This is a genomic window from Massilia aurea (assembly GCF_014200505.1).
In the GTDB taxonomy this organism is placed as follows: domain Bacteria; phylum Pseudomonadota; class Gammaproteobacteria; order Burkholderiales; family Burkholderiaceae_D; genus Telluria; species Telluria aurea_B.
The window spans coordinates 1931738-1949094 of record NZ_JACHBX010000001.1 but is presented as its reverse complement, the minus strand read 5'-3'; the positions used below and the strand labels follow the sequence as shown (position 1 = coordinate 1949094).

The 17357-nt window shown below is 63.7% G+C and carries 21 protein-coding genes; 12 read left to right on the top strand and 9 right to left on the bottom strand.

The genetic code is table 11. The annotated features are described in order from the left end of the window. Window positions 1-25: 25 nt before the first annotated feature. A complete protein-coding gene (locus HD842_RS08600) occupies window positions 26-1045 on the bottom strand; it encodes a sulfate ABC transporter substrate-binding protein (RefSeq protein WP_183553125.1) in 1020 nt (339 codons plus the stop codon). Between the two features lie 220 nt (window positions 1046-1265). Between HD842_RS08600 and HD842_RS08595 the strand changes: the two genes are divergently transcribed. The 5 genes from HD842_RS08595 to HD842_RS08575 all read left to right on the top strand — a co-directional run bounded on the left by HD842_RS08595 (window position 1266) and on the right by HD842_RS08575 (window position 3925). Then, on the top strand, window positions 1266-1790 hold the full coding sequence (locus HD842_RS08595) for a GNAT family N-acetyltransferase (protein WP_183553122.1): 525 nt from the start codon (window positions 1266-1268) through the stop codon (window positions 1788-1790). 120 nt (window positions 1791-1910) lie between these two features. Further along, window positions 1911-2528 carry a YcbK family protein gene (locus HD842_RS08590; RefSeq protein ID WP_183553120.1) on the top strand — a complete coding sequence of 206 codons (618 nt, stop codon included), beginning with the start codon at window positions 1911-1913 and terminating at the stop codon, window positions 2526-2528. Window positions 2529-2672: 144 nt separating this feature from the next. Continuing rightward, complete coding sequence (locus HD842_RS08585; RefSeq protein WP_183553118.1) at window positions 2673-2963, top strand: DUF378 domain-containing protein; 291 nt, start codon at window positions 2673-2675, stop codon at window positions 2961-2963. A 6-nt stretch (window positions 2964-2969) separates the two neighbouring features. Beyond that, a complete protein-coding gene (locus HD842_RS08580) occupies window positions 2970-3431 on the top strand; it encodes a metallophosphoesterase family protein (protein ID WP_183553741.1) in 462 nt (153 codons plus the stop codon). An 89-nt stretch (window positions 3432-3520) separates the two neighbouring features. Then, entirely contained in the window at window positions 3521-3925 is a 405-nt protein-coding gene (locus HD842_RS08575; RefSeq protein ID WP_183553116.1) for a hypothetical protein, read from the top strand. Between the two features lie 5 nt (window positions 3926-3930). On the opposite strand, the gene HD842_RS08570 is transcribed toward HD842_RS08575, so the two are convergent. Beyond that, window positions 3931-4914, bottom strand: a complete 984-nt coding sequence (locus tag HD842_RS08570) for an SMP-30/gluconolactonase/LRE family protein (RefSeq protein ID WP_183553114.1) — start codon at window positions 4912-4914, stop codon at window positions 3931-3933. A gap of 126 nt (window positions 4915-5040) precedes the next feature. Here HD842_RS08570 and HD842_RS08565 point away from each other — a divergent pair, with 126 nt between their 5' ends. Together HD842_RS08565 and HD842_RS08560 are read left to right on the top strand one after the other, a co-directional pair. After that, window positions 5041-6153 carry a Gfo/Idh/MocA family protein gene (locus HD842_RS08565; RefSeq protein WP_183553112.1) on the top strand — a complete coding sequence of 371 codons (1113 nt, stop codon included), beginning with the start codon at window positions 5041-5043 and terminating at the stop codon, window positions 6151-6153. A 61-nt stretch (window positions 6154-6214) separates the two neighbouring features. Continuing rightward, a complete protein-coding gene (locus HD842_RS08560; protein ID WP_183553110.1) occupies window positions 6215-7045 on the top strand; it encodes a transporter substrate-binding domain-containing protein in 831 nt (276 codons plus the stop codon). Window positions 7046-7104: 59 nt separating this feature from the next. Here HD842_RS08560 and HD842_RS08555 read toward each other — a convergent pair whose 3' ends face one another. Together HD842_RS08555 and HD842_RS08550 are read right to left on the bottom strand one after the other, a co-directional pair. Next, window positions 7105-7464 (bottom strand): hypothetical protein, encoded by a 360-nt coding sequence (locus HD842_RS08555; RefSeq protein ID WP_183553108.1) that lies wholly within the window; start codon window positions 7462-7464, stop codon window positions 7105-7107. A 133-nt stretch (window positions 7465-7597) separates the two neighbouring features. Next, complete coding sequence (locus HD842_RS08550) at window positions 7598-9274, bottom strand: electron transfer flavoprotein-ubiquinone oxidoreductase (protein ID WP_183553105.1); 1677 nt, start codon at window positions 9272-9274, stop codon at window positions 7598-7600. 182 nt (window positions 9275-9456) lie between these two features. Here HD842_RS08550 and HD842_RS08545 point away from each other — a divergent pair, with 182 nt between their 5' ends. The 3 genes from HD842_RS08545 to HD842_RS08535 are packed head-to-tail and all read left to right on the top strand — an operon-like array spanning window position 9457 to window position 12213. Then, window positions 9457-10233: an SDR family oxidoreductase gene (locus HD842_RS08545; protein WP_183553104.1), complete on the top strand. Its 777-nt coding sequence runs from the start codon at window positions 9457-9459 to the stop codon at window positions 10231-10233. Between the two features lie 16 nt (window positions 10234-10249). After that, window positions 10250-10681 carry an acyl-CoA thioesterase gene (locus HD842_RS08540; RefSeq protein WP_229424635.1) on the top strand — a complete coding sequence of 144 codons (432 nt, stop codon included), beginning with the start codon at window positions 10250-10252 and terminating at the stop codon, window positions 10679-10681. Further along, a complete protein-coding gene (locus tag HD842_RS08535; protein ID WP_183553103.1) occupies window positions 10678-12213 on the top strand; it encodes an HAL/PAL/TAL family ammonia-lyase in 1536 nt (511 codons plus the stop codon). The genes HD842_RS08540 and HD842_RS08535 overlap by 4 nt, the downstream gene beginning before the upstream one ends. A 34-nt stretch (window positions 12214-12247) precedes the next feature. On the opposite strand, the gene HD842_RS08530 is transcribed toward HD842_RS08535, so the two are convergent. Then, a complete protein-coding gene (locus tag HD842_RS08530; RefSeq protein WP_183553102.1) occupies window positions 12248-12805 on the bottom strand; it encodes a PAS and helix-turn-helix domain-containing protein in 558 nt (185 codons plus the stop codon). A gap of 128 nt (window positions 12806-12933) precedes the next feature. On the opposite strand from HD842_RS08530, the gene HD842_RS08525 reads away from it, so the two are divergent. Then, complete coding sequence (locus HD842_RS08525) at window positions 12934-13638, top strand: CoA transferase subunit A (protein ID WP_183553101.1); 705 nt, start codon at window positions 12934-12936, stop codon at window positions 13636-13638. A 36-nt stretch (window positions 13639-13674) separates the two neighbouring features. Beyond that, the gene (locus tag HD842_RS08520; RefSeq protein WP_183553100.1) at window positions 13675-14334 is read left to right on the top strand and encodes a 3-oxoacid CoA-transferase subunit B; all 660 of its coding nucleotides are present in this window, start codon (window positions 13675-13677) and stop codon (window positions 14332-14334) included. Window positions 14335-14624: 290 nt separating this feature from the next. Here HD842_RS08520 and HD842_RS08515 read toward each other — a convergent pair whose 3' ends face one another. The 4 genes from HD842_RS08515 to HD842_RS08500 all read right to left on the bottom strand — a co-directional run bounded on the left by HD842_RS08515 (window position 14625) and on the right by HD842_RS08500 (window position 17275). Beyond that, window positions 14625-15896: a M56 family metallopeptidase gene (locus tag HD842_RS08515; protein ID WP_183553099.1), complete on the bottom strand. Its 1272-nt coding sequence runs from the start codon at window positions 15894-15896 to the stop codon at window positions 14625-14627. Further along, window positions 15893-16279 carry a BlaI/MecI/CopY family transcriptional regulator gene (locus HD842_RS08510; protein ID WP_183553098.1) on the bottom strand — a complete coding sequence of 129 codons (387 nt, stop codon included), beginning with the start codon at window positions 16277-16279 and terminating at the stop codon, window positions 15893-15895. The genes HD842_RS08515 and HD842_RS08510 overlap by 4 nt, the downstream gene beginning before the upstream one ends. A gap of 89 nt (window positions 16280-16368) precedes the next feature. After that, window positions 16369-16779, bottom strand: coding sequence for a response regulator (locus HD842_RS08505; protein WP_183553097.1), 411 nt, complete (start codon window positions 16777-16779; stop codon window positions 16369-16371). Beyond that, a complete protein-coding gene (locus HD842_RS08500) occupies window positions 16772-17275 on the bottom strand; it encodes a GAF domain-containing protein (RefSeq protein ID WP_183553096.1) in 504 nt (167 codons plus the stop codon). Before HD842_RS08500 ends, HD842_RS08505 begins: the two co-directional genes overlap by 8 nt. Window positions 17276-17357 lie beyond the last annotated feature (82 nt).

Here is a 17357-nt window from a genome sequence, read left to right as displayed (position 1 = left end):
CAGGGCTGTTGGAATGGGCTACAGATTACTTCGCGGTGTAGATCTTGTCGAACTCGCCGCCATCGTCAAAGTGGCGCTTTTGCGCTGCGCGCCAGCCGCCAAAGACTTCGTCGACCGTGAACAGGCTGATCGGCTTGTAGTTGGCCGCGTATTTCTTCATGACGGCTTCCGAGCGAACACGCATGAAGTGCTTGGCGCCGATTTCCTGGCCGACGGGGCTGTACAGGAAGTTCAGGTAGGCCGTTGCCGGCTGGCGCAGCTTCTGACGATCGACGACCTTGTCGACGACGGCCACTGGCGACTCGGCCAGGATCGAGCTGGTAGGGTAGACCACTTCGAAGTCGTTGCCGAACTCCTTGCGCACCATGCTCACTTCGTTTTCAAACGTCACGAGCACATCGCCGATCTGGCGCTGGGTGAAGGTGGTGGTCGCGGCACGGCCGCCGCCGTCCAGGATCGGCACGTTCTTGAATATCTTCGACACCAGGTCGCGGGCAGCGGCTTCGTTGCCGCCTTTCTTGATCACGGAACCCCACGCGCCCAGATAGGTGTAGCGGCCGTTGCCGGCGGTCTTCGGGTTGGGGATGATCACGGCCACGCCAGGACGCGCCAGGTCTTGCCAGTCGCGTACCTGTTTCGGGTTGCCCTTGCGGACCAGGAACACCATGGTCGAGTAGTAGGGCGCCGCATTGTTCGGGAACTTCTTGGCCCAGTCTTTTGCCACCAGACCGCGGTCGGCCAGCATGTCGATGTCATTGGCCTGGTTCATCGTGACGACCGACGCCGCCAGGCCATCGGCCACGGCGCGCGCCTGCTTGCTCGAGCCGCCGTGCGACTGCTTGACTTCGACCGTCTGGCCGCTTTGCTGCTTGTAGGATGCGATGAACGCCGGGTTGATTTCTTTGTACAATTCACGGGCGACGTCATACGACACGTTCAGCAGCTCGGGCCCGGCAGCGCTGGCGTGCAGCGGCACGGCGCCGCCGGCAGCCAGGACCAGCGCCAGTATCGAGCGGCGCAGCGTGTTCGGAGGGGTGTTGCGCATAGTGGGTCTCGCTTGCTTGAAGTTGGAGTGACAGCGTGCATGTTCCCTGATCCGGCCGTCAAACGGAACAATACTTTCGTCATATGGTTATACCGACCATGCGCTTGTCCCTGTCGCCAGCAGGGTCGTTGGCTTTCAGTGTATAGTCGAGCCCGTGTTAAGCCGGGGGCGCCAACTGTCGCCACCTCACGTCTTTGTACCGTATTTATGTTGATGATCGATGTCCACGCGTATTGAAATCCGCAAGGCGGTTCCCGCCGACGCTGCGCCAGCCTGCAATCTGCTGCGTCGCTCCATCGAGGAAGGCTGCCGTGCCGACCACCATGGCCAGCCGGCATTACTCGACGCCTGGCTCGGCAACAAGACGCCGGCCACCGTTGCGGCCTGGTTTGCTGCGCCCGCCAATTTTGCCATCGTCGCCGAGAGTGAAGGGCGCATGGTCGGATTGACGCTGTTGACCCCGGCCGGCAAGGTGGCGCTGTGCTACGTGCTGCCCGATGCGCTGCGCTGCGGCGTAGGCCGGGCGCTGCTGGCGGCGGTCGAAGAGCAGGCGCGTGCCTGGAACATCAGCAAGCTGCATCTGCACAGCCCCGCCGGCGCGAGCGCGTTCTTCGAGCGCCATGGCTACAGCAATGCGGGCAAGGAAAAATCCTGTTTCGGCCTCGATAGCGACCTGATGTGGAAGCGGCTCGACGGCGCCGGCGAAGGCAGCGCGCGCAAGCGCTTCTGCAACTGCAGCGACTGAGCGCACGGCGTGGCGCAACCGGGCGCGCGCTGCACGCCCCCAGCACGCCACACAGCGCTATCCATGACGAATACGCTATAGTACGGCCCATCGATATTCACGAGTTAGACCAACGCATATATGGCTTCCCGCAGAGACTTCCTCCATCAGGGCGCGCGCCTTGCCGCCATCGGTGTCATCGGTTCGCCGCTGGCCGCTGCCGCAACTGACCTCCAACCGCCACCCGACCTGTTCGACTCACAGGCACTTGACCTCGATTTCTGGGTCAAGCCGCGTACCTTGTCGGTCACGCGCCCGCAAAGCGGCGAGACGGCCAATGTGCTGTACTGGAAAGACGGCGAAGTCATCGAGTCGGCGTACCAGGAACTGTGCCATCTGCTGCGCGACGTGAACGGCAAGGCGTCCGCAGCCATCGATCCGAAGCTGTTCGAAATGCTGTGGAGCACCCAGGCGTTCATCGCCCGTTTCGGCATCATCAAGCCACTCGAGATTTTGTCGGGCTACCGTTCGCCGGCATCGAATGCACGCCTGCGCGAGCAGGGCATCCCGGCGGCGCGCCAGTCGTTGCACCTGGTCGGCAAGGCGGCCGATATCCGGATCGCCAACCTGAATGAAGAGGTGCTCGGCGGCCTGATCAAGAGCTTCCGTGGCGGCGGCGTCGGTTACTACTACCGCAGCGGTCCGCGCGGTGGCTGGATCCATGCCGATACGGGCCTGGCGCGCACCTGGAAAGGCTGAGTTCGCGGCCGCAGCCCCGTGACGGGGCAGCGGTGTGCACGCGCTGCAATGGTGCGTGCGTGTTTGCTAACCTGGGCTAGTATGGACAGCAAGTGCCGGGGCGCCGCCCCGGTGGTGTCCACGTCACTTTTCCAGGAGGCTCTGATGTCAACAATCAATACCCCAACCATGGATCGCCGTTCGATTCCCGATCGCCGCGTGACGGCACGTACGCATGGCCGCCCGGCCATGTCTGCACTGGATTACATTGCGATGGTGCTGTTGATTATTGGTGGCCTGAACTGGGGCATGGTCGGCCTGTTCGACATCGACATGGTCGGCGTGCTGTTCGCGCCCGGCTCGACGCTCACCCGCGTTGTCTACGTGCTTGTTGGCCTGGCGGCGCTGTACTCGGTTGTCACGATGGCCAAGATGGTCGGCAGCAAGCGTTCGTAAGTGGTCATTCGCATTGGCCTGATCTCCGACACGCACGGCCTGCTGCGTCCGCAGGCGCTCGACTTCCTGCAGGGTAGCGATGCCATCCTGCATGCCGGTGACATCGTTGATCCGGCCACGCTCGAGCGCCTGGCCGAACTCGCCCCGCTGACCAGCGTGCGCGGCAACAACGACAGCGGCGCCTGGGCCCGGGCGCTGCCTGAAACCGTCACGGTGACCTTCGGCGGCGTTGCCATCCATATGCTGCACGATCTGAAGGAGCTTGCCATCGACCCGGTGGCAAGCGGGGTGCGCGTTGTCATCACTGGTCACACGCACAAGCCGGCCTGCGTCGAGCGGGGTGGTGTGCTGTACGTCAATCCGGGTGCGGCGGGGCGGCGCCGGTTTACACTGCCCGTGTCGGTTGGCGAACTCATCATCGAGAATGGGCAGGCAAGCGTGCGGCTCGTGACGCTCGACATCCCATGATGGTGCCGTAACCTCGTGGCGGCGTGGACCTGGCCCGCGGCGATGGAAATTGCCGTAAGATACGCCCCGTCCCCTTTTGCTTGCAGCACATGACCCTCCCGCCAGAACAACCACCCCGCTTCAAACCCCGCCCCTGGAACGCGCTCGAGACGCCGCAAGACGTCGAGCTCTGGATCGACGAGCACAATGCCGCCATGCAGGAACTGATCACGCCGCAGGAAACGGGCGTCGGCATCTGCTTCGCGCTGGCTGAAGGCGGCCTCGTACACATGCAGACGACGGCCGACGCCATCCTGCTCGACGTCGACAGCGACGCCGCCTGGATCGCGCCGCTGATCATGGCCGCCACCGGCGCCGAGCAGCCGCGTGGCCAGATCTGGGTGCTGCCGGACGATAAGCTCGTCCAGCTGATCCTCGGCTTGTCGACGCTCGTGCAGAGCACCACGCTGGTCACGGGCCACAACTTCGGGCCAGGTTCGCGCCCGAGCTGGTAAGCAGATCAGTAGGGCAGTCCCGTGACGTCCAGCGGCAATTGCCAGACGGCGCCCGCGCCCGTGATGTACAGCGTCTTGCCATCGACCCCGCCGAAAGCGACGTTGGTGACGTTGGCGTCGACCCGGATCGTCGCCAGTTCGCGGCCCTGTGGCGAGAACACCCGCACGCGTTTGGGCGCATGTTCCGTCACATACAGGTTGCCGTGGCAGTCGAGCGTCATGCCGTCGCCATTCTCGATGCCCTTGATCAGGTCGCGCCCCGCCTGCGGCACGCCATGTTTGATCGGGTAGGCACGCACCGCGCCATCGCTCGCATTCACGTACAGCGTCTTGCCGTCGAGTGACAGGGCGATCCCGTTCGGATTCTTGCGCGAGCCGTCGACCAGCGTCACCGCGCCATCTGTCCCCACCCGATAGATGCCGGTCACCGGCTGGCCGCCGGGCGCCGCAGCTTTCTGGTAATCCGGATCGGTGAAGTAGATCGTGCCATCGGCCGCGATGGCGATATCGTTCGGTGAATTGAAGACCTGGCCCTGGAACTGTGAGGCGACAGTCGTGCGCTTGCCGTCCGCCAGGTCGTAGCGCGACAGCGCCTTGTACTTGTGGGTGGCCGCGACCAGCGCGCCCTTGGCGTCGACCGCCAAGCCATTGCTGCCTGCGTCCTCGATCGCCGTGGTCACGTTGCCGCCCGGTGTGTACTTGCGCACGCGTGACGGGAAACCCTCGCTGAAACTGAAGTCCGAAAAATACAGCGCGCCATTCGTCCAGACCGCTCCCTCATACAAGCCCGGTTCGCCCCGCGACGGCGTGATCGCAGCGATGCGCTCCGCTTTCAGCTCGCCCGACGGGGCCTTGCCGCTGCAACTGGCGGCCGGCGCAGCCGATACTGCTGGCGACAGGATGGCGGCGACGCTGGCGGCAAGCATCAGGCGGACGAACGGAACGCGAAGGGGAGTGAGACGGGCAGCACGACGGGGGGACACGGACATGGGCAACTCCTGGCAAAGTGAACGGTAGATGAAGGCGGTGATACCGCTATCATTTCATATGAATCAATTGTATCCTTCTCTCCGCAAGACGATAACATTCCCGCAACCTTATTGGAGGAGACACGCATGATCGATTTGCAACGACGCGGCCTGGTCATGGCTGCAGGTGGTGTCCTGGCCGCAGGCGCAGTGAACCCGGGGTGGGCTGCCAGCACCGGCCGCAAGCTCGGCTACGCCATCGTGGGCCTGGGCGGCTATGGCCTGGGCCGCATCATTCCGCAGTTCCAGAATTGCCAGCACAGCCGCCTCGTGGCGCTCGTCAGCGGTGACCCCGCCAAAGCAAGGAAGGTGGCGCAGGAATACGGCGTGCCTGAACGCGGCATCTATTCGTACAGCGATTTCGACCGCATCCGTGACAATCCCGACATCGACATCGTGTATATCTGCCTGCCCGTGTTCATGCACGCCGAGTACACGATCCGCGCTGCGCAGGCCGGCAAGCACGTCATGTGCGAAAAGCCAATGGCCATCAATCCAGCCGAGTGCGAACAGATGATTGCTGCCTGCCGCAAGGCCGGCAAGAAGCTGATGATCGGCTACCGCTCGCGCTTCGAGCCGCACAATGTCGAGGCCATCCGCCTGGCACGCGCCGGCGCGATCGGCAATCTCCGCTACTTCCGCTCCGAGCACGGCTTTGTCGTGGGTGACGCGAACACTTGGCGCATGAAGAAGGCGCAGTCGGGCGGCGGCTCGATGATGGACATTGGCATCTATGCGCTGCAGGCGGCGCGCTACATGACCGGCGAAGAGCCGGTGGCCGTGTTTGCCAAGGAAACCACCAACCGCAGCGACCCGCGTTTCCGTGAAGTGGAAGACATGATCGACTTCCAGCTCGAGTTCCCGTCCGGCGCGATCGGCTCGTGCATGTCGATGTACAGCGCGAACCGCAACCAGTTCGTGCTGATGGGCGACAAGGGCCGTATCGAACTGGAACCGGCCACTGCCTACAGTGGCCAGCGCATGTGGGTGGGGCAGGAACGCAGCGACAAGACCGAGGTCAAACCCCCACCCGGACCGTATGCGAACCAGTGGGTTGGCCAGCTCGACCACATGGCGCAATGCGTCATGCAGAACCGCGAGCCGCTCGTGCCTGGCGAAGAAGGCTTGCGCGATATCCGTATCATCGAGGCCGTGTACCGCTCGGCGCGCGAACAGAAGCGGATCGTTGTGCAGTCCTGATTCTGGGCCATTCTGCTGCTTTTCGGTTATAACAGGTCTTTGACCGTGCGGGGGCAAGGGGATGGCTGAAGGGATCGAAAACGGCGGGCGGCGCCGGGTGCTGGGGCAGTTGCTGGCGCTGCCGGCATCAGCCGCACTGTGCCCTCCATGGGCGGACGCGGCGGGCCTGGCAGACCCGGCAGACGCACGCGGCACACGGGGCACCCTGCGCATCGCGCTCGAAGGCACCTATCCTCCCTTCAATTTCACGGACCCGGCAAGCGGGCAACTGACAGGCCATGACGTGGACGTGGCGCGTGCGGTTGCCACGCGCATGGGCCTCGAGCCGCAATTCGTGCTGACTGAATGGAGCGCGATCCTGCCGGCGGTGCGTGCGGGCAGGGTGGATGTGGCCATCAGCCAGGTCATCATCACGCCGCAGCGCGCGAAAGCGTTCGACTTTTCCGCACCATATTGCTATTCGCAGCCCCAGCTCATCGTGCGCAAGAACGAGCGCGCCAGCTACCACACGCTGGCTGACCTCAAGGGCCGCACGCTGGGCGTGCGCCAGAACAGTGTCTTCGAAGAGCAGGCCAGGGCGGTACCGGGGATCAAGATCAAGCGTTATCCGGCGGTGCCCGAGAATCTGCAGGACCTGGCCTTCGGCCGCATCGACGCCTTGCTCGACGACAGCCTGCTGATGCATTACCTGATCTGCAAGACACAGTTGCCACTGAAGGCCGGCGCCCGCATTGGCGCACCTGAGCCCGTTGGCATCGCCCTGCGCAAAGGCCGTCCGGCGTTCAGGCTGGCAATCGACAAGGCGCTGCGCGAGGCGCGTTCGGATGGCACGCTGCGCACGCTGTCGCTCAAGTGGTTCGGTCAGGACGCTGGCAGCATGCCGCCGACCTGACAGGCGCAAAAAAAGCGCGGCCCCGTCATGGCGCCGCGCTTTGTGTGGACAGTGCCACGTCAGCGTTGTTTGTCCTGCTTGCCTTGCCAGTCGCTCTGCTGGTCCATTTGCCGGGACCCGCTGCCCGGCGAACCCTGGTCGCGGCTGGCGCCGTCGGCGTTCAGGTCGTCCAGCGCCGGGGTGCCGCCAGATGCATGCTGGCCACCATGTTGCTGGTTCTGCTGTTGGGCACCGGCACCTTGCCGGCTGCCGGTGTCAGGCTGCTTGCCCTCCTGCGTGCGGCCACCTTGCTGCCCGGTGGACTGCTTGTTACCAGCAATATCCTGCTTGGCGTTTTGCAGATTGCCGCTTTGCAGATTGCTGTTTTGCCCCATGCCGGGGGTGCGCTGCTTGCCCATATTGTCTGTGGAATCACCCATCGCTGTCTCCTGCCACTGGTGTATGAGCAATCCATGCTACGCCGTTCGCGTCCACCGCCAATCAGCAGATTGGCGGTGAGTTTGCAGGACAATTCTTACAAAGTCAGCAGTGAAAAGCGGAAAGTCAGAGCGATCACATATTCGGATAGTTCGGGCCGCCGCCACCTTCCGGTGTCACCCAGACGATGTTCTGGGTCGGGTCCTTGATATCGCAGGTCTTGCAGTGCACGCAGTTTTGGGCATTGATCTGCAGGCGATCGCCCCCGTCTTCGCGCTTGACGTACTCGTACACCCCGGCCGGACAGTAACGCTGCTCAGGCCCGGCGTACTTGGCCAGGTTGACGTCGACCGGCACGCTCGGATTTTTGAGCGTCAGGTGGATCGGTTCGTCTTCGCGGTGGTTGGTGTTCGAGATGAACACCGACGACAGCTTGTCGAAGGTCAGCTTGCCGTCCGGCTTCGGATAGACAATCGGCTTGAAGTGCGAGGCAGGCTTGAGGCATTCATGGTCGGCATGCTTGTGGTGCAGCGTCCAGGGTGCCTTGCCACGGAAGACGATCTGGTCGATGCCCGTCATGATCGTGCCCAGCACCAGGCCCTTGCTCATCCATGGCTTGAAGTTGCGCGCCACGTGCAGCTCTTCGTGCAGCCATGATTTTTCAAATGCAGCCGGGAAGCTCGTCAGCTCGTCGCTCGTGCGGCCTTCGCCCAGCGCGTCAAACGCCGCTTCAGCCGCCAGCATGCCGGTCTTGATCGCGCCGTGGCTGCCCTTGATGCGGCTGGTGTTCAAAAAGCCCGCATCGCAGCCGATCAGCGCGCCGCCCGGGAAGACGGTCTTTGGCAAGGATTGCAAACCCCCTGCAGTGATGGAACGCGCGCCGTACGAGATGCGCTTGCCACCTTCGAAGAAGCCGCGGATGGCCGGGTGCGTTTTATAGCGCTGGAATTCTTCGTATGGCGACAGGTACGGATTCTGGTACGACAAGCCGACGACATAGCCGACCGCGACCTGGTTGTTTTCCAGGTGGTACAGGAACGAACCACCATAGGTATCGTTCGGCAGTGGCCAGCCGGCCGTGTGGATCACCAGGCCCGGCTGATGCTTGGCCGGATCGATTTCCCACAACTCCTTGATGCCGATGCCGTAAGTCTGCGGATCCTTGCCCTTGTTCAGTTCGTACTTCGCCATCAGCTGGCGGCCCAGGTGGCCGCGCGAGCCTTCGGCAAAGAACGTGTACTTCGCATGCAGCTCCATGCCAAGCTGGAATTCCGGACCCGGCTCGCCGTCACGTTTCATCCCCATATTGCCGGTGGCGACGCCCTTGACCGAGCCATCTTCGTTGTACAGGATTTCAGCGGCCGGGAAGCCGGGGAAGATTTCCACGCCCATGGCTTCGGCTTGCTGGCCCAGCCAGCGCACCACATTGGCCAGCGAAATCACGTAGTTGCCGTGATTGGCCAGTGCCGGCGGAATGGCGAATGCCGGCGTCGCATACGATTTGGTTTCGCTCAGAAACAGGACGCGGTCTTCGGTCACGGCCGTATTGAGCGGCGCGCCTTTTTCTTTCCAGTCAGGGATCAGTTCGTTGATCGCGCGCGGGTCCATCACGGCGCCCGACAGAATGTGCGCACCCAGCTCGCCGCCTTTTTCCAGCACGCAGACCGTGACTTCCTGGCCTTTGTCAAGAGCCAGCTGTTTCAGGCGGATCGCCGCCGACAGGCCGGCGGGGCCGCCGCCGACGACCACGACGTCGTATTCCATCGCTTCGCGTGGGCCGTATTGTTCGAGAAGATTCGTTGTCTCTGTCATGGTTTTTTTGGGAAAGGGAAGACGGTAATCAGAAAATAGCACGAGTGTGCGGGTTTTTGCTGTTCATTGCAATATCGCGGCCATTGTAAAGGCATTATTAGAAGGGACAATCGAATACCGGACATTTGTGGGATCATGGTGCTTTCGCAACTCGTGATCGTACTTACATCGGGGAGTCGGACGTGGGCATTGAAGTCAATTTTGAAGGAAAGATCGCCATGGTCACCGGCGCATCGAGCGGCCTGGGCGCCCGTTTTGCCAAGGCCCTGGCCGGCGCCGGCGCGCAGGTCGTGCTGGCGTCGCGCCGCGTCGAGCGCCTCAAGGAGCTGCGCGCCGAGATCGAAGCCGACGGCGGCGCTGCCCATGTGGTGCGGCTCGACGTGACCGACCTCGGCAGCATCAAGGCGGCCATTGCCCATGCCGAGACCGAGGCGGGGCCGATCGATATCCTGATCAACAACTCGTCCGTATCATCGACGCAGCGCCTGATCGATGTGGGCGAGGATGACTACACCTACATCATGGACACCAATTTGCGCGGCGCGTTCTTCGTGGCCCAGCAAACCGCCAAGCGCATGATCGCGCGCGCCAAGGGCGACCCGCGCAAGCAGCATCGCATCGTCAATATCGCCTCGGTGGCGGGCCTGCGGGTGCTGCCACAGATTGGTGTGTACTGCATGAGCAAGGCCGGTGTGGTGCAGATGACCAAGGCAATGGCGGTGGAGTGGGGCAAGTACGGCATCAACGTCAATGCCATCTGCCCCGGCTACATTGCCACCGATGCGAACGAAGATTATTTCGAGACCGAGCAGGGCCGCAAACTTGTCGAGATGCTGCCACGCAAGCGCGCCGGGCGGCCCGAAGACCTCGACGGCCTGTTGCTGCTGCTGGCCGCCGAAGAAGCCCATTTCATCAACGGCGCCATCATCACGGCCGACGACGGCATGATGGCGCACTAACGCCAGGAACCACAGAATGAGTAGTGAGACTACCGCACCGATGCTGGTGCACACCATGCGCATGCCGATCCGCTGGGGCGATATGGACGCCATGGGGCACGTCAACAATACCAATTACTTCCGTTACATCGAGTCGGCCCGCATTGCCTGGCTCGAGCAGGTGGGTGGCTTGCCCGATTCGCGCGACCAAGGCCCCGTCATCGTCAACGCGTCGATGAACTTCCTCAAGCAGCTGACCTATCCGGGCGAGATCGAGGTGCGTACCTTCATCGCGCCGCCGGGGCGCTCGAGCATCGAGGTGTCGCACGAAATCCGTTTGCTGGACGCAGACGGCGCACCGGGCGAGCTGCACGCCAATGGCATGGCCAAGGTGGTGTGGGTCGATTTCAAAGTGGGCAAGTCGGCCCCGTTGCCGGCTGCACTGCGCAGCGTCTTCCCGGCTGCGTGACCGCCGTGGTCTGTTTCGACCGCAATCGCCTCGCGCTGGACGACATCGTCGGCATCGCGCGCGGCGCGGCCCGGCCGGTGCTCTCGTCAGACACGGCCTTTCGCGCTTTTATTCAGCGCGGCGCCGACTTCCTCGACCGGCTCTTGCTTGAAGACGGCGCCATTTATGGTGTGACCACCGGCTACGGCGATTCGTGCACGGTGCCGGTACCTTTGGTGCTCGTGACCGAACTGCCGCACCACCTGTACACGTACCACGGCTGTGGCCTGGGCAGCTTTCTGAGCCCGGCCGAGACACGCGCCGTGATGGCCGCGCGCCTGGCATCGTTGGCCAAGGGTTTTTCGGGCGTCAGCATCGACCTGCTCGAGCAGATCGTGCGCCTGTTCGATGCCGACCTGCTGCCGCTGATCCCCAGCGAAGGCTCGGTCGGCGCCAGCGGCGACCTGACGCCGCTGTCCTACCTCGCGGCAGTGCTGTGCGGTGAACGTGAAGTGCTGCGCGGTGGCGTGCCGATGCCCGCTGCCGACGGGCTGCGCGAGGCCGGCATCGCGCCGCTGCGCCTGCGGCCGAAAGAGGGCCTGGCGATCATGAATGGCACCGCCGTCATGACGGGCCTGGCCTGCCTGGCCTGGGACCGCGCCGACTATCTGACGCGCCTGACCACGCGCATCACGGCGATGGCCTCGTTCGCGCTCGACGGCAACGCCCATCACTTCGATGAAACGCTGTTCTCGGTCAAGCCGCATGCGGGGATGCAGGATGTGGCCGCCTGGCTGCGCGCCGATCTGGCCTACACCGGCCAGCAAGAGCGCAATGGCAAGCGCCTGCAAGACCGCTATTCGATCCGCTGCGCGCCGCATGTGATCGGCGTGCTGGCCGACGCGCTGCCGTTCTTTCGCACCACGGTCGAGAACGAACTCAATAGCGCCAACGACAATCCGATCATCGACGCCGAAGGCGAGCGTGTACTGCATGGCGGGCACTTCTACGGCGGCCATATCGCGTTCGCGATGGACAGCATGAAGAATGCCGTCGCCAACCTGGCCGACCTGCTTGACCGGCAACTGGCGTTGCTGGTCGATCCACGCTACAACGCCGGTCTGCCCGCCAACCTGTCGGGCATGGAGGGCGAGCGCGCCGCGATCAACCACGGCCTCAAGGCGCTGCAGATCAGCGCGTCAGCCTGGACGGCCGAAGCGCTCAAGCTGACGATGCCGGCATCGGTCTTTTCGCGCTCGACCGAATGCCACAACCAGGACAAGGTCAGCATGGGCACGATCGCCGCGCGCGACTGCCTGCGCGTGCTGGAACTGACCGAGCAGGTGGCCGCGGCGCTCTTGATCGCGGTGCGCCAGGGCGTGTGGCTGCGCTGCAGGCTCGAGCCGGAGCGGGCGTTGCCGGCGCCGCTGGCGCAGATGCTGGAGGAGCTGGGCCAGGACATTGCGCCGGTGCGTGAAGACCGCCGGCTTGATGGCGATCTGCGTTTGCTGCTTGAACGCATGCGCGAACAGCACTGGCAGCTGTACCTGTAAGCGCGCGAAGCGGCATCGGGGCTTTGATTGCCCGTTAGCCCGCACCCACCAGCTTGTGCACCAGTTCCACCGACGTCGATGCCGCAAACTTGCGCATCAGGCTGGCACGGTGCATTTCGACCGTGCGCGGACTGAGGTCGGTTTCGCGCGCGATGATCTTGCTCGTCTTACCCTCCACCAGCAGCGCGGCGATCTCGCGCTCGCGTGGCGTCAGCTGCGCCGTCACGGGGCGCTTCTCGCTGACATCCTCGAAGATCCAGACGCCGGCGCCCAGGGGCTCGAGCGGGGACAGCGCACGGCCCGTCACGTGGCACCAGAACAGCTCGCCGTTGGCGCGGCGCATGATGCGCTCGTCCGAGTAGCGCCCTTTGGCGTTCATGATCGGGATGATGCGGTCGCCCGTGCGCAGAAATTCGTCCATCGTCGGATACAGCACCGAGAACGACGAGCCGGTCAGGTGACCGGCCGGATGGCCGAACATCGCTGCCAGCGCGCCATTGCAGGCCTGGATTACCCGGTCGCGCGAGATGCACATGCCCACTGGCGCGTGCTGGAAAATCATCTCGTAGTCAATCGTGTGCGGCAGGTTCATGTGAGGCTGGTCAGGGCGTGGTTCATTGGCGTGCAGGTGGGCGGCATGGCGGTAGTTCTACGGTATTGTGCACGGGCTGCCGGTATTCTATGCTGAGACGGGTTCTCAAACTTATAAAAGGAACAGGTATGAATAAAGTGTATCCAGACGCGCGCTCGGCACTTGAAGGCGTCGTGCAGGACGGCCAGACCATCGCCGTAGGCGGGTTTGGCCTGTGCGGTATTCCGGAAGCCCTGATCGCAGCGCTGCGCGACTCGGGTGTCAAGCAACTCACCGCCATCTCCAACAACGCGGGCGTCGATGGCTTCGGCCTGGGCCAGTTGCTCGAGACACGCCAGATCAAGAAAATGATCGCGTCGTACGTCGGCGAAAACAAGGAATTCGCGCGCCAGTTCCTGGCCGGCGAACTCGAACTCGAATTCACGCCGCAAGGCACGCTGGCCGAGAAACTGCGCGCTGGCGGTGCCGGCATCCCGGCGTTCTTCACCAAGACCGGCTACGGCACCATCGTCGCCGAGGGCAAGGAAACGCGCGAATTCAACGGCGAGCATTACGTGATGGAGCATGCGCTGTTTCCCGATGTGTCGCTGGTCAAGGCCTATATGGCCGACCGCTCGGGCAACCTCGTGTTTCGCAAGACGGCCCGTAACTTCAACCCCAACGTGGCCACGGCCGGCAAGATCTGCATCGTCGAAGTCGAGAAGCTGGTGGAAGTCGGCGAGATCGATCCCGACCACGTGCACACCCCGGGCATCTTCGTGCACCGCATCGTCCACAACCCGTCGCCCGAGAAGCGCATCGAACAGCGCACCGTGCGCACCGTGAGCAACTAAGCCCACTTACCCGACGACAGAAACGGAGACAACAACATGGCATGGACTCGTGATGAAATGGCCGCGCGTGCGGCGCTGGAGCTGCAAGACGGCTTCTACGTGAACCTGGGCATTGGTTTGCCAACCCTGGTGGCAAACTATGTACCGAAGGATATCGAGGTCTCGCTGCAATCCGAAAACGGCCTGCTCGGCATCGGCCCGTTCCCGACGGAGGATGCGGTCGACGCCGACCTGATCAACGCTGGCAAGCAAACCGTGACGGCGTTGCCGGGCTCGGCCTACTTCAGCTCGGCCGATTCGTTCGGCATGATCCGCGGTGGCAAGATCAACCTGGCGATCCTGGGCGCGATGCAGGTGTCGGAAGAAGGCGACCTGGCCAACTGGATGATTCCGGGGAAAATGGTCAAGGGCATGGGCGGTGCGATGGACCTGGTGGCCGGCGTCAAGCGCGTGGTCGTGGTGATGGAACATGTCGCCACCGCCAAGGATGGTTCCACCAGCCACAAGCTGCTGAAAAAGTGTGATCTGCCATTGACGGGTGTCGGCGTGGTCGATCGCATCATCACCGATCTGGGTGTGCTCGATGTGACGGCCAGCGGCTTGAAGCTGGTCGAACTGGCGCCTGGCGTGGGTGTGGACGAGATCGTCGCCGCGACCGGCTGCGAACTGGACGTGTCGGCCGTTCAGCACGCGTAGCCGTCGCTGGCGGGGACGCTGGCATTCCGGCGAATACCGTCGCTGAACCGCTGGCGTGGACGCTGGCATTCCGGTGTTTGCGGCGCGGCGATGTACGTTGAACGCGTGGACGGGAAACCCGTCCACCCTACTTGCTTCATCAACCGGCATGATTGATAGAACGTAGGGTGGGCGGCTGTGCCGCCCACGCGTTCAAGCGGTGTTTGCGGCGCGGGGCGTACGTTGAACGCGTGGACGGGAAACCCGTCCACCCTACAATGCCTCAGCAGCCGGCATCATTGACAGCGCAATCAGCTCGTCGTCCACACGTACTTCACTTCGGTCCACTGTTCCTTCGCCGCGCCATTCACCGTGCCCGGCTGGAAGCTGCATTTGGCCAGTGCGGCGCGCGCCGTCTCGTCGAGCGATCCATTGCCACTGGTCTGGCGCACCACGGCTTCGCGCACCTTGCCGTCGGCCTTCACCAGCATCCCCAGCGTCACCGTGCCCTGGATGTTGGCTGCCAGCGCATCAGCCGGGTACACGGGCCTTGCACACGAATTGAACTTCGCGATCGGTGACGTCGTGTCGTTGTCGGGCATCGCGGCAAACGGATTGACGGGCGCAGTGCTCGTGCAGCCGGCCAGGGCTGCCAAAGCCAGGCCGAGCACCGGAAGCGCGGCTTTCCAGTTCAGCGCCTGCGTGTCGGGACGAACGAGTTGTTTGATGCGTTGCATGAGATTGCCTCCATTGGCCGCCTGGGCCAGATGCTGGGTTGAGAACTGGAGTCGTTCCAGTTCGGATAGCGCAAGAGCCAGGCGCCGCGGTTCGCCCAGTTGTCTTGCTGCGATGGTGTCGGCAACCAGTTCCCGTTCGACGCGGATGCGTCCCGAGATCCACCAGATTGCCGGATGATAAAACAGCAGTGCCTCGACCACGTTCTGCAGCAGGTTGACGAGGTAATCGTGACGCCGGATATGGGCCAGTTCGTGTGCCAGCAGCGCTTCGAGCAAGTGGGACGGCATGCCGGACACGAGCGAAGCCGGCACCAGCACCACTGGGCGCCACCAGCCAAAGGTGACCGGGCTGGCCAGGTCCGCGACGATGCGCAGTCGCACCAATCGCGCAATGCCCGCGGCCTGCGCCATCCGGTCGAGCCGTACTTGCCACGCCGGGTCGCCCGGCTCGAGCGCCGCTGCGCGGTGCAGCCACAGCAGTCCTGCGATCATCCGCAATGCCAGCACGACAGCGCAGACACCCCACGTGCCGACGATCCAGCCCAGACTGCGTTCGAACACGGCGCGCCAGCTGTCGTCGAGCGGACTGGCAATGAGTCCGCTGGCAAAGGTCGCCATCGGCTGGGCCGCCAGATGCTGGGTGCCGGCCAGGCGCGCCGCCAGTTCGGCGGCCGGCCAGAGCAGGCACAGCAACAGCCCGGTGCAGGCGACCGCATACCGGTGCTCGGCGCGCGCGTTGCGCAGCAGGCTCATGGCCAGCGCCACCGCGCAGCCGATCAGCGCGCCTTGCCAGATGAATTCGACGAGTGTCCAGCCGATGCTGGCGACCAGGTGGGCGGGGGTCATTGGCCGTCCCCGTCCTTCAGCAATTGCTCGATCTCGGCCCGCTCCTTTTTCGAGATGCCGCTCTTGAGCGCCGCCAGCACGAGCGCCTTGGCCGAACCGGCGAAAGCCCGCTGCATCAGGTCGTTGAGCAGATTGCCCTGCAGCGCATCGCGTGCGTGGACCGGGCTGTAGACGTGCGAGCGTTCGCTTTCGTCCCGCGCCAGCAAACCCTTGGCGTGCATGACCTGCATCAGCCGCAGCACCGTCGCGTAGGTCACGTCGGGCCGCGCCGGCAGCATTGCTTCATGGACCTGCTTGGCGGTGGCGGCGCCCAGCGGCCACAGCACTTGTAACAGGTCGAGCTCGGCAGGCGTGGGCTTGGGCGCGTCGGGGGAGTGCGGCATGACATCCTCGAATAGGCAAGATGAAGCTAGATTATCTTGTCTAGATTGAGTTGTCTACGAAGATTTGCGCGTGCTCTGGCGAGCTCGGCCTATGTTTTCCCTGAGCGGCACATCGTTTCGATGGTGTCGAGAACCACCCTGGCGCGAAATGGCTTGAGGATCACGCGGCTGATCCGGCGTTCGCGCAGGTCGCTCAGGAGTTCGGGCGTGGCGGTTTCGGTCATGATCGCGATCGACAAGCCTTGTTTGTTGGCAGCCGCATCGGCGCGCAGGCGGTCGATCAGGCCCAGGTCGTAACGGCTGTCCTTGCCGCTGCCCACGCAGTCGACCGCAATTACCGCGCCCTGGAAGGTGCGCACGCTCAGCAGGCGCAGTGCGGCTGCGCTCGTTGCCGCTTCATGGACCTGGCCAAGGTTCAGGCTGCGCGCCGTCATCGCGACGGTACGGCGCAGCATCGGTTCCGGTTCGACCAGCAGGATGTGCTTGGTTGTGTCAGGCATCGGCCACCTCGCTGATATTGCGCAGTTCCAGTACGACCAGATCGCGCAGCGTGCGCAGGATGCCCAGTTCCATCGCATCGAGCGTGCGTGGCTTGCGGTCGATCAGGCACAGGGTGCCCAGGCTCAGGCTCGAGGGCAGGGTCAATGGCGCCCCGGCATAGAAGCGGATGTGCGGCGCGCCGGTGACGAGGGGATTGTCGGCAAAGCGCGCATCGAGCAGCGTGTCGTTCACGACCAGGATGTCCTGCTCGAGGATCGCATGGGAGCACAGCGAGATGTCGCGGCCGGTTTCGCACAGCGCGGTGCCGATGCGCGCCTTGAACCATTGGCGATCCGTATCGATCAGCGTGATAGTGACGATCGGCACATCGAACTCGGTGGCGGCAAAGGCCACGATCCGGTCGAAGCGCTCCTCGGCGGGTGTGTCCAGGATCAGCAGGTCATACAGGGCGGCCAGGCGCGCGGCTTCGTTGTCGGGGGTGGCGGCAATCAGCATCGTGGAAGCACCGGCGCGGCCGGTCGTCAGTCGGGATGTTCAATATACCAGACGCTACCGGGCAGCATTCACACGATCAGAC

Excerpts from the sequence above, each read along its gene's own strand:
- HD842_RS08600 (WP_183553125.1), bottom strand. The coding sequence starts at position 1,045 with ATGCGCAACACCCCTCCGAACACGCTGCGCCGCTCGATACTGGCGCTG.
- HD842_RS08595 (WP_183553122.1), top strand. The coding sequence starts at position 1,266 with ATGTCCACGCGTATTGAAATCCGCAAGGCGGTTCCCGCCGACGCTGCG.
- HD842_RS08590 (WP_183553120.1), top strand. The coding sequence starts at position 1,911 with ATGGCTTCCCGCAGAGACTTCCTCCATCAGGGCGCGCGCCTTGCCGCC.
- HD842_RS08585 (WP_183553118.1), top strand. The coding sequence starts at position 2,673 with ATGTCAACAATCAATACCCCAACCATGGATCGCCGTTCGATTCCCGAT.
- HD842_RS08575 (WP_183553116.1), top strand. The coding sequence starts at position 3,521 with ATGACCCTCCCGCCAGAACAACCACCCCGCTTCAAACCCCGCCCCTGG.
- HD842_RS08570 (WP_183553114.1), bottom strand. The coding sequence starts at position 4,914 with ATGTCCGTGTCCCCCCGTCGTGCTGCCCGTCTCACTCCCCTTCGCGTT.
- HD842_RS08565 (WP_183553112.1), top strand. The coding sequence starts at position 5,041 with ATGATCGATTTGCAACGACGCGGCCTGGTCATGGCTGCAGGTGGTGTC.
- HD842_RS08560 (WP_183553110.1), top strand. The coding sequence starts at position 6,215 with ATGGCTGAAGGGATCGAAAACGGCGGGCGGCGCCGGGTGCTGGGGCAG.
- HD842_RS08555 (WP_183553108.1), bottom strand. The coding sequence starts at position 7,464 with ATGGGTGATTCCACAGACAATATGGGCAAGCAGCGCACCCCCGGCATG.
- HD842_RS08550 (WP_183553105.1), bottom strand. The coding sequence starts at position 9,274 with ATGACAGAGACAACGAATCTTCTCGAACAATACGGCCCACGCGAAGCG.
- HD842_RS08540 (WP_229424635.1), top strand. The coding sequence starts at position 10,250 with ATGAGTAGTGAGACTACCGCACCGATGCTGGTGCACACCATGCGCATG.
- HD842_RS08530 (WP_183553102.1), bottom strand. The coding sequence starts at position 12,805 with ATGAACCTGCCGCACACGATTGACTACGAGATGATTTTCCAGCACGCG.
- HD842_RS08525 (WP_183553101.1), top strand. The coding sequence starts at position 12,934 with ATGAATAAAGTGTATCCAGACGCGCGCTCGGCACTTGAAGGCGTCGTG.
- HD842_RS08520 (WP_183553100.1), top strand. The coding sequence starts at position 13,675 with ATGGCATGGACTCGTGATGAAATGGCCGCGCGTGCGGCGCTGGAGCTG.
- HD842_RS08515 (WP_183553099.1), bottom strand. The coding sequence starts at position 15,896 with ATGACCCCCGCCCACCTGGTCGCCAGCATCGGCTGGACACTCGTCGAA.
- HD842_RS08510 (WP_183553098.1), bottom strand. The coding sequence starts at position 16,279 with ATGCCGCACTCCCCCGACGCGCCCAAGCCCACGCCTGCCGAGCTCGAC.
- HD842_RS08505 (WP_183553097.1), bottom strand. The coding sequence starts at position 16,779 with ATGCCTGACACAACCAAGCACATCCTGCTGGTCGAACCGGAACCGATG.
- HD842_RS08500 (WP_183553096.1), bottom strand. The coding sequence starts at position 17,275 with ATGCTGATTGCCGCCACCCCCGACAACGAAGCCGCGCGCCTGGCCGCC.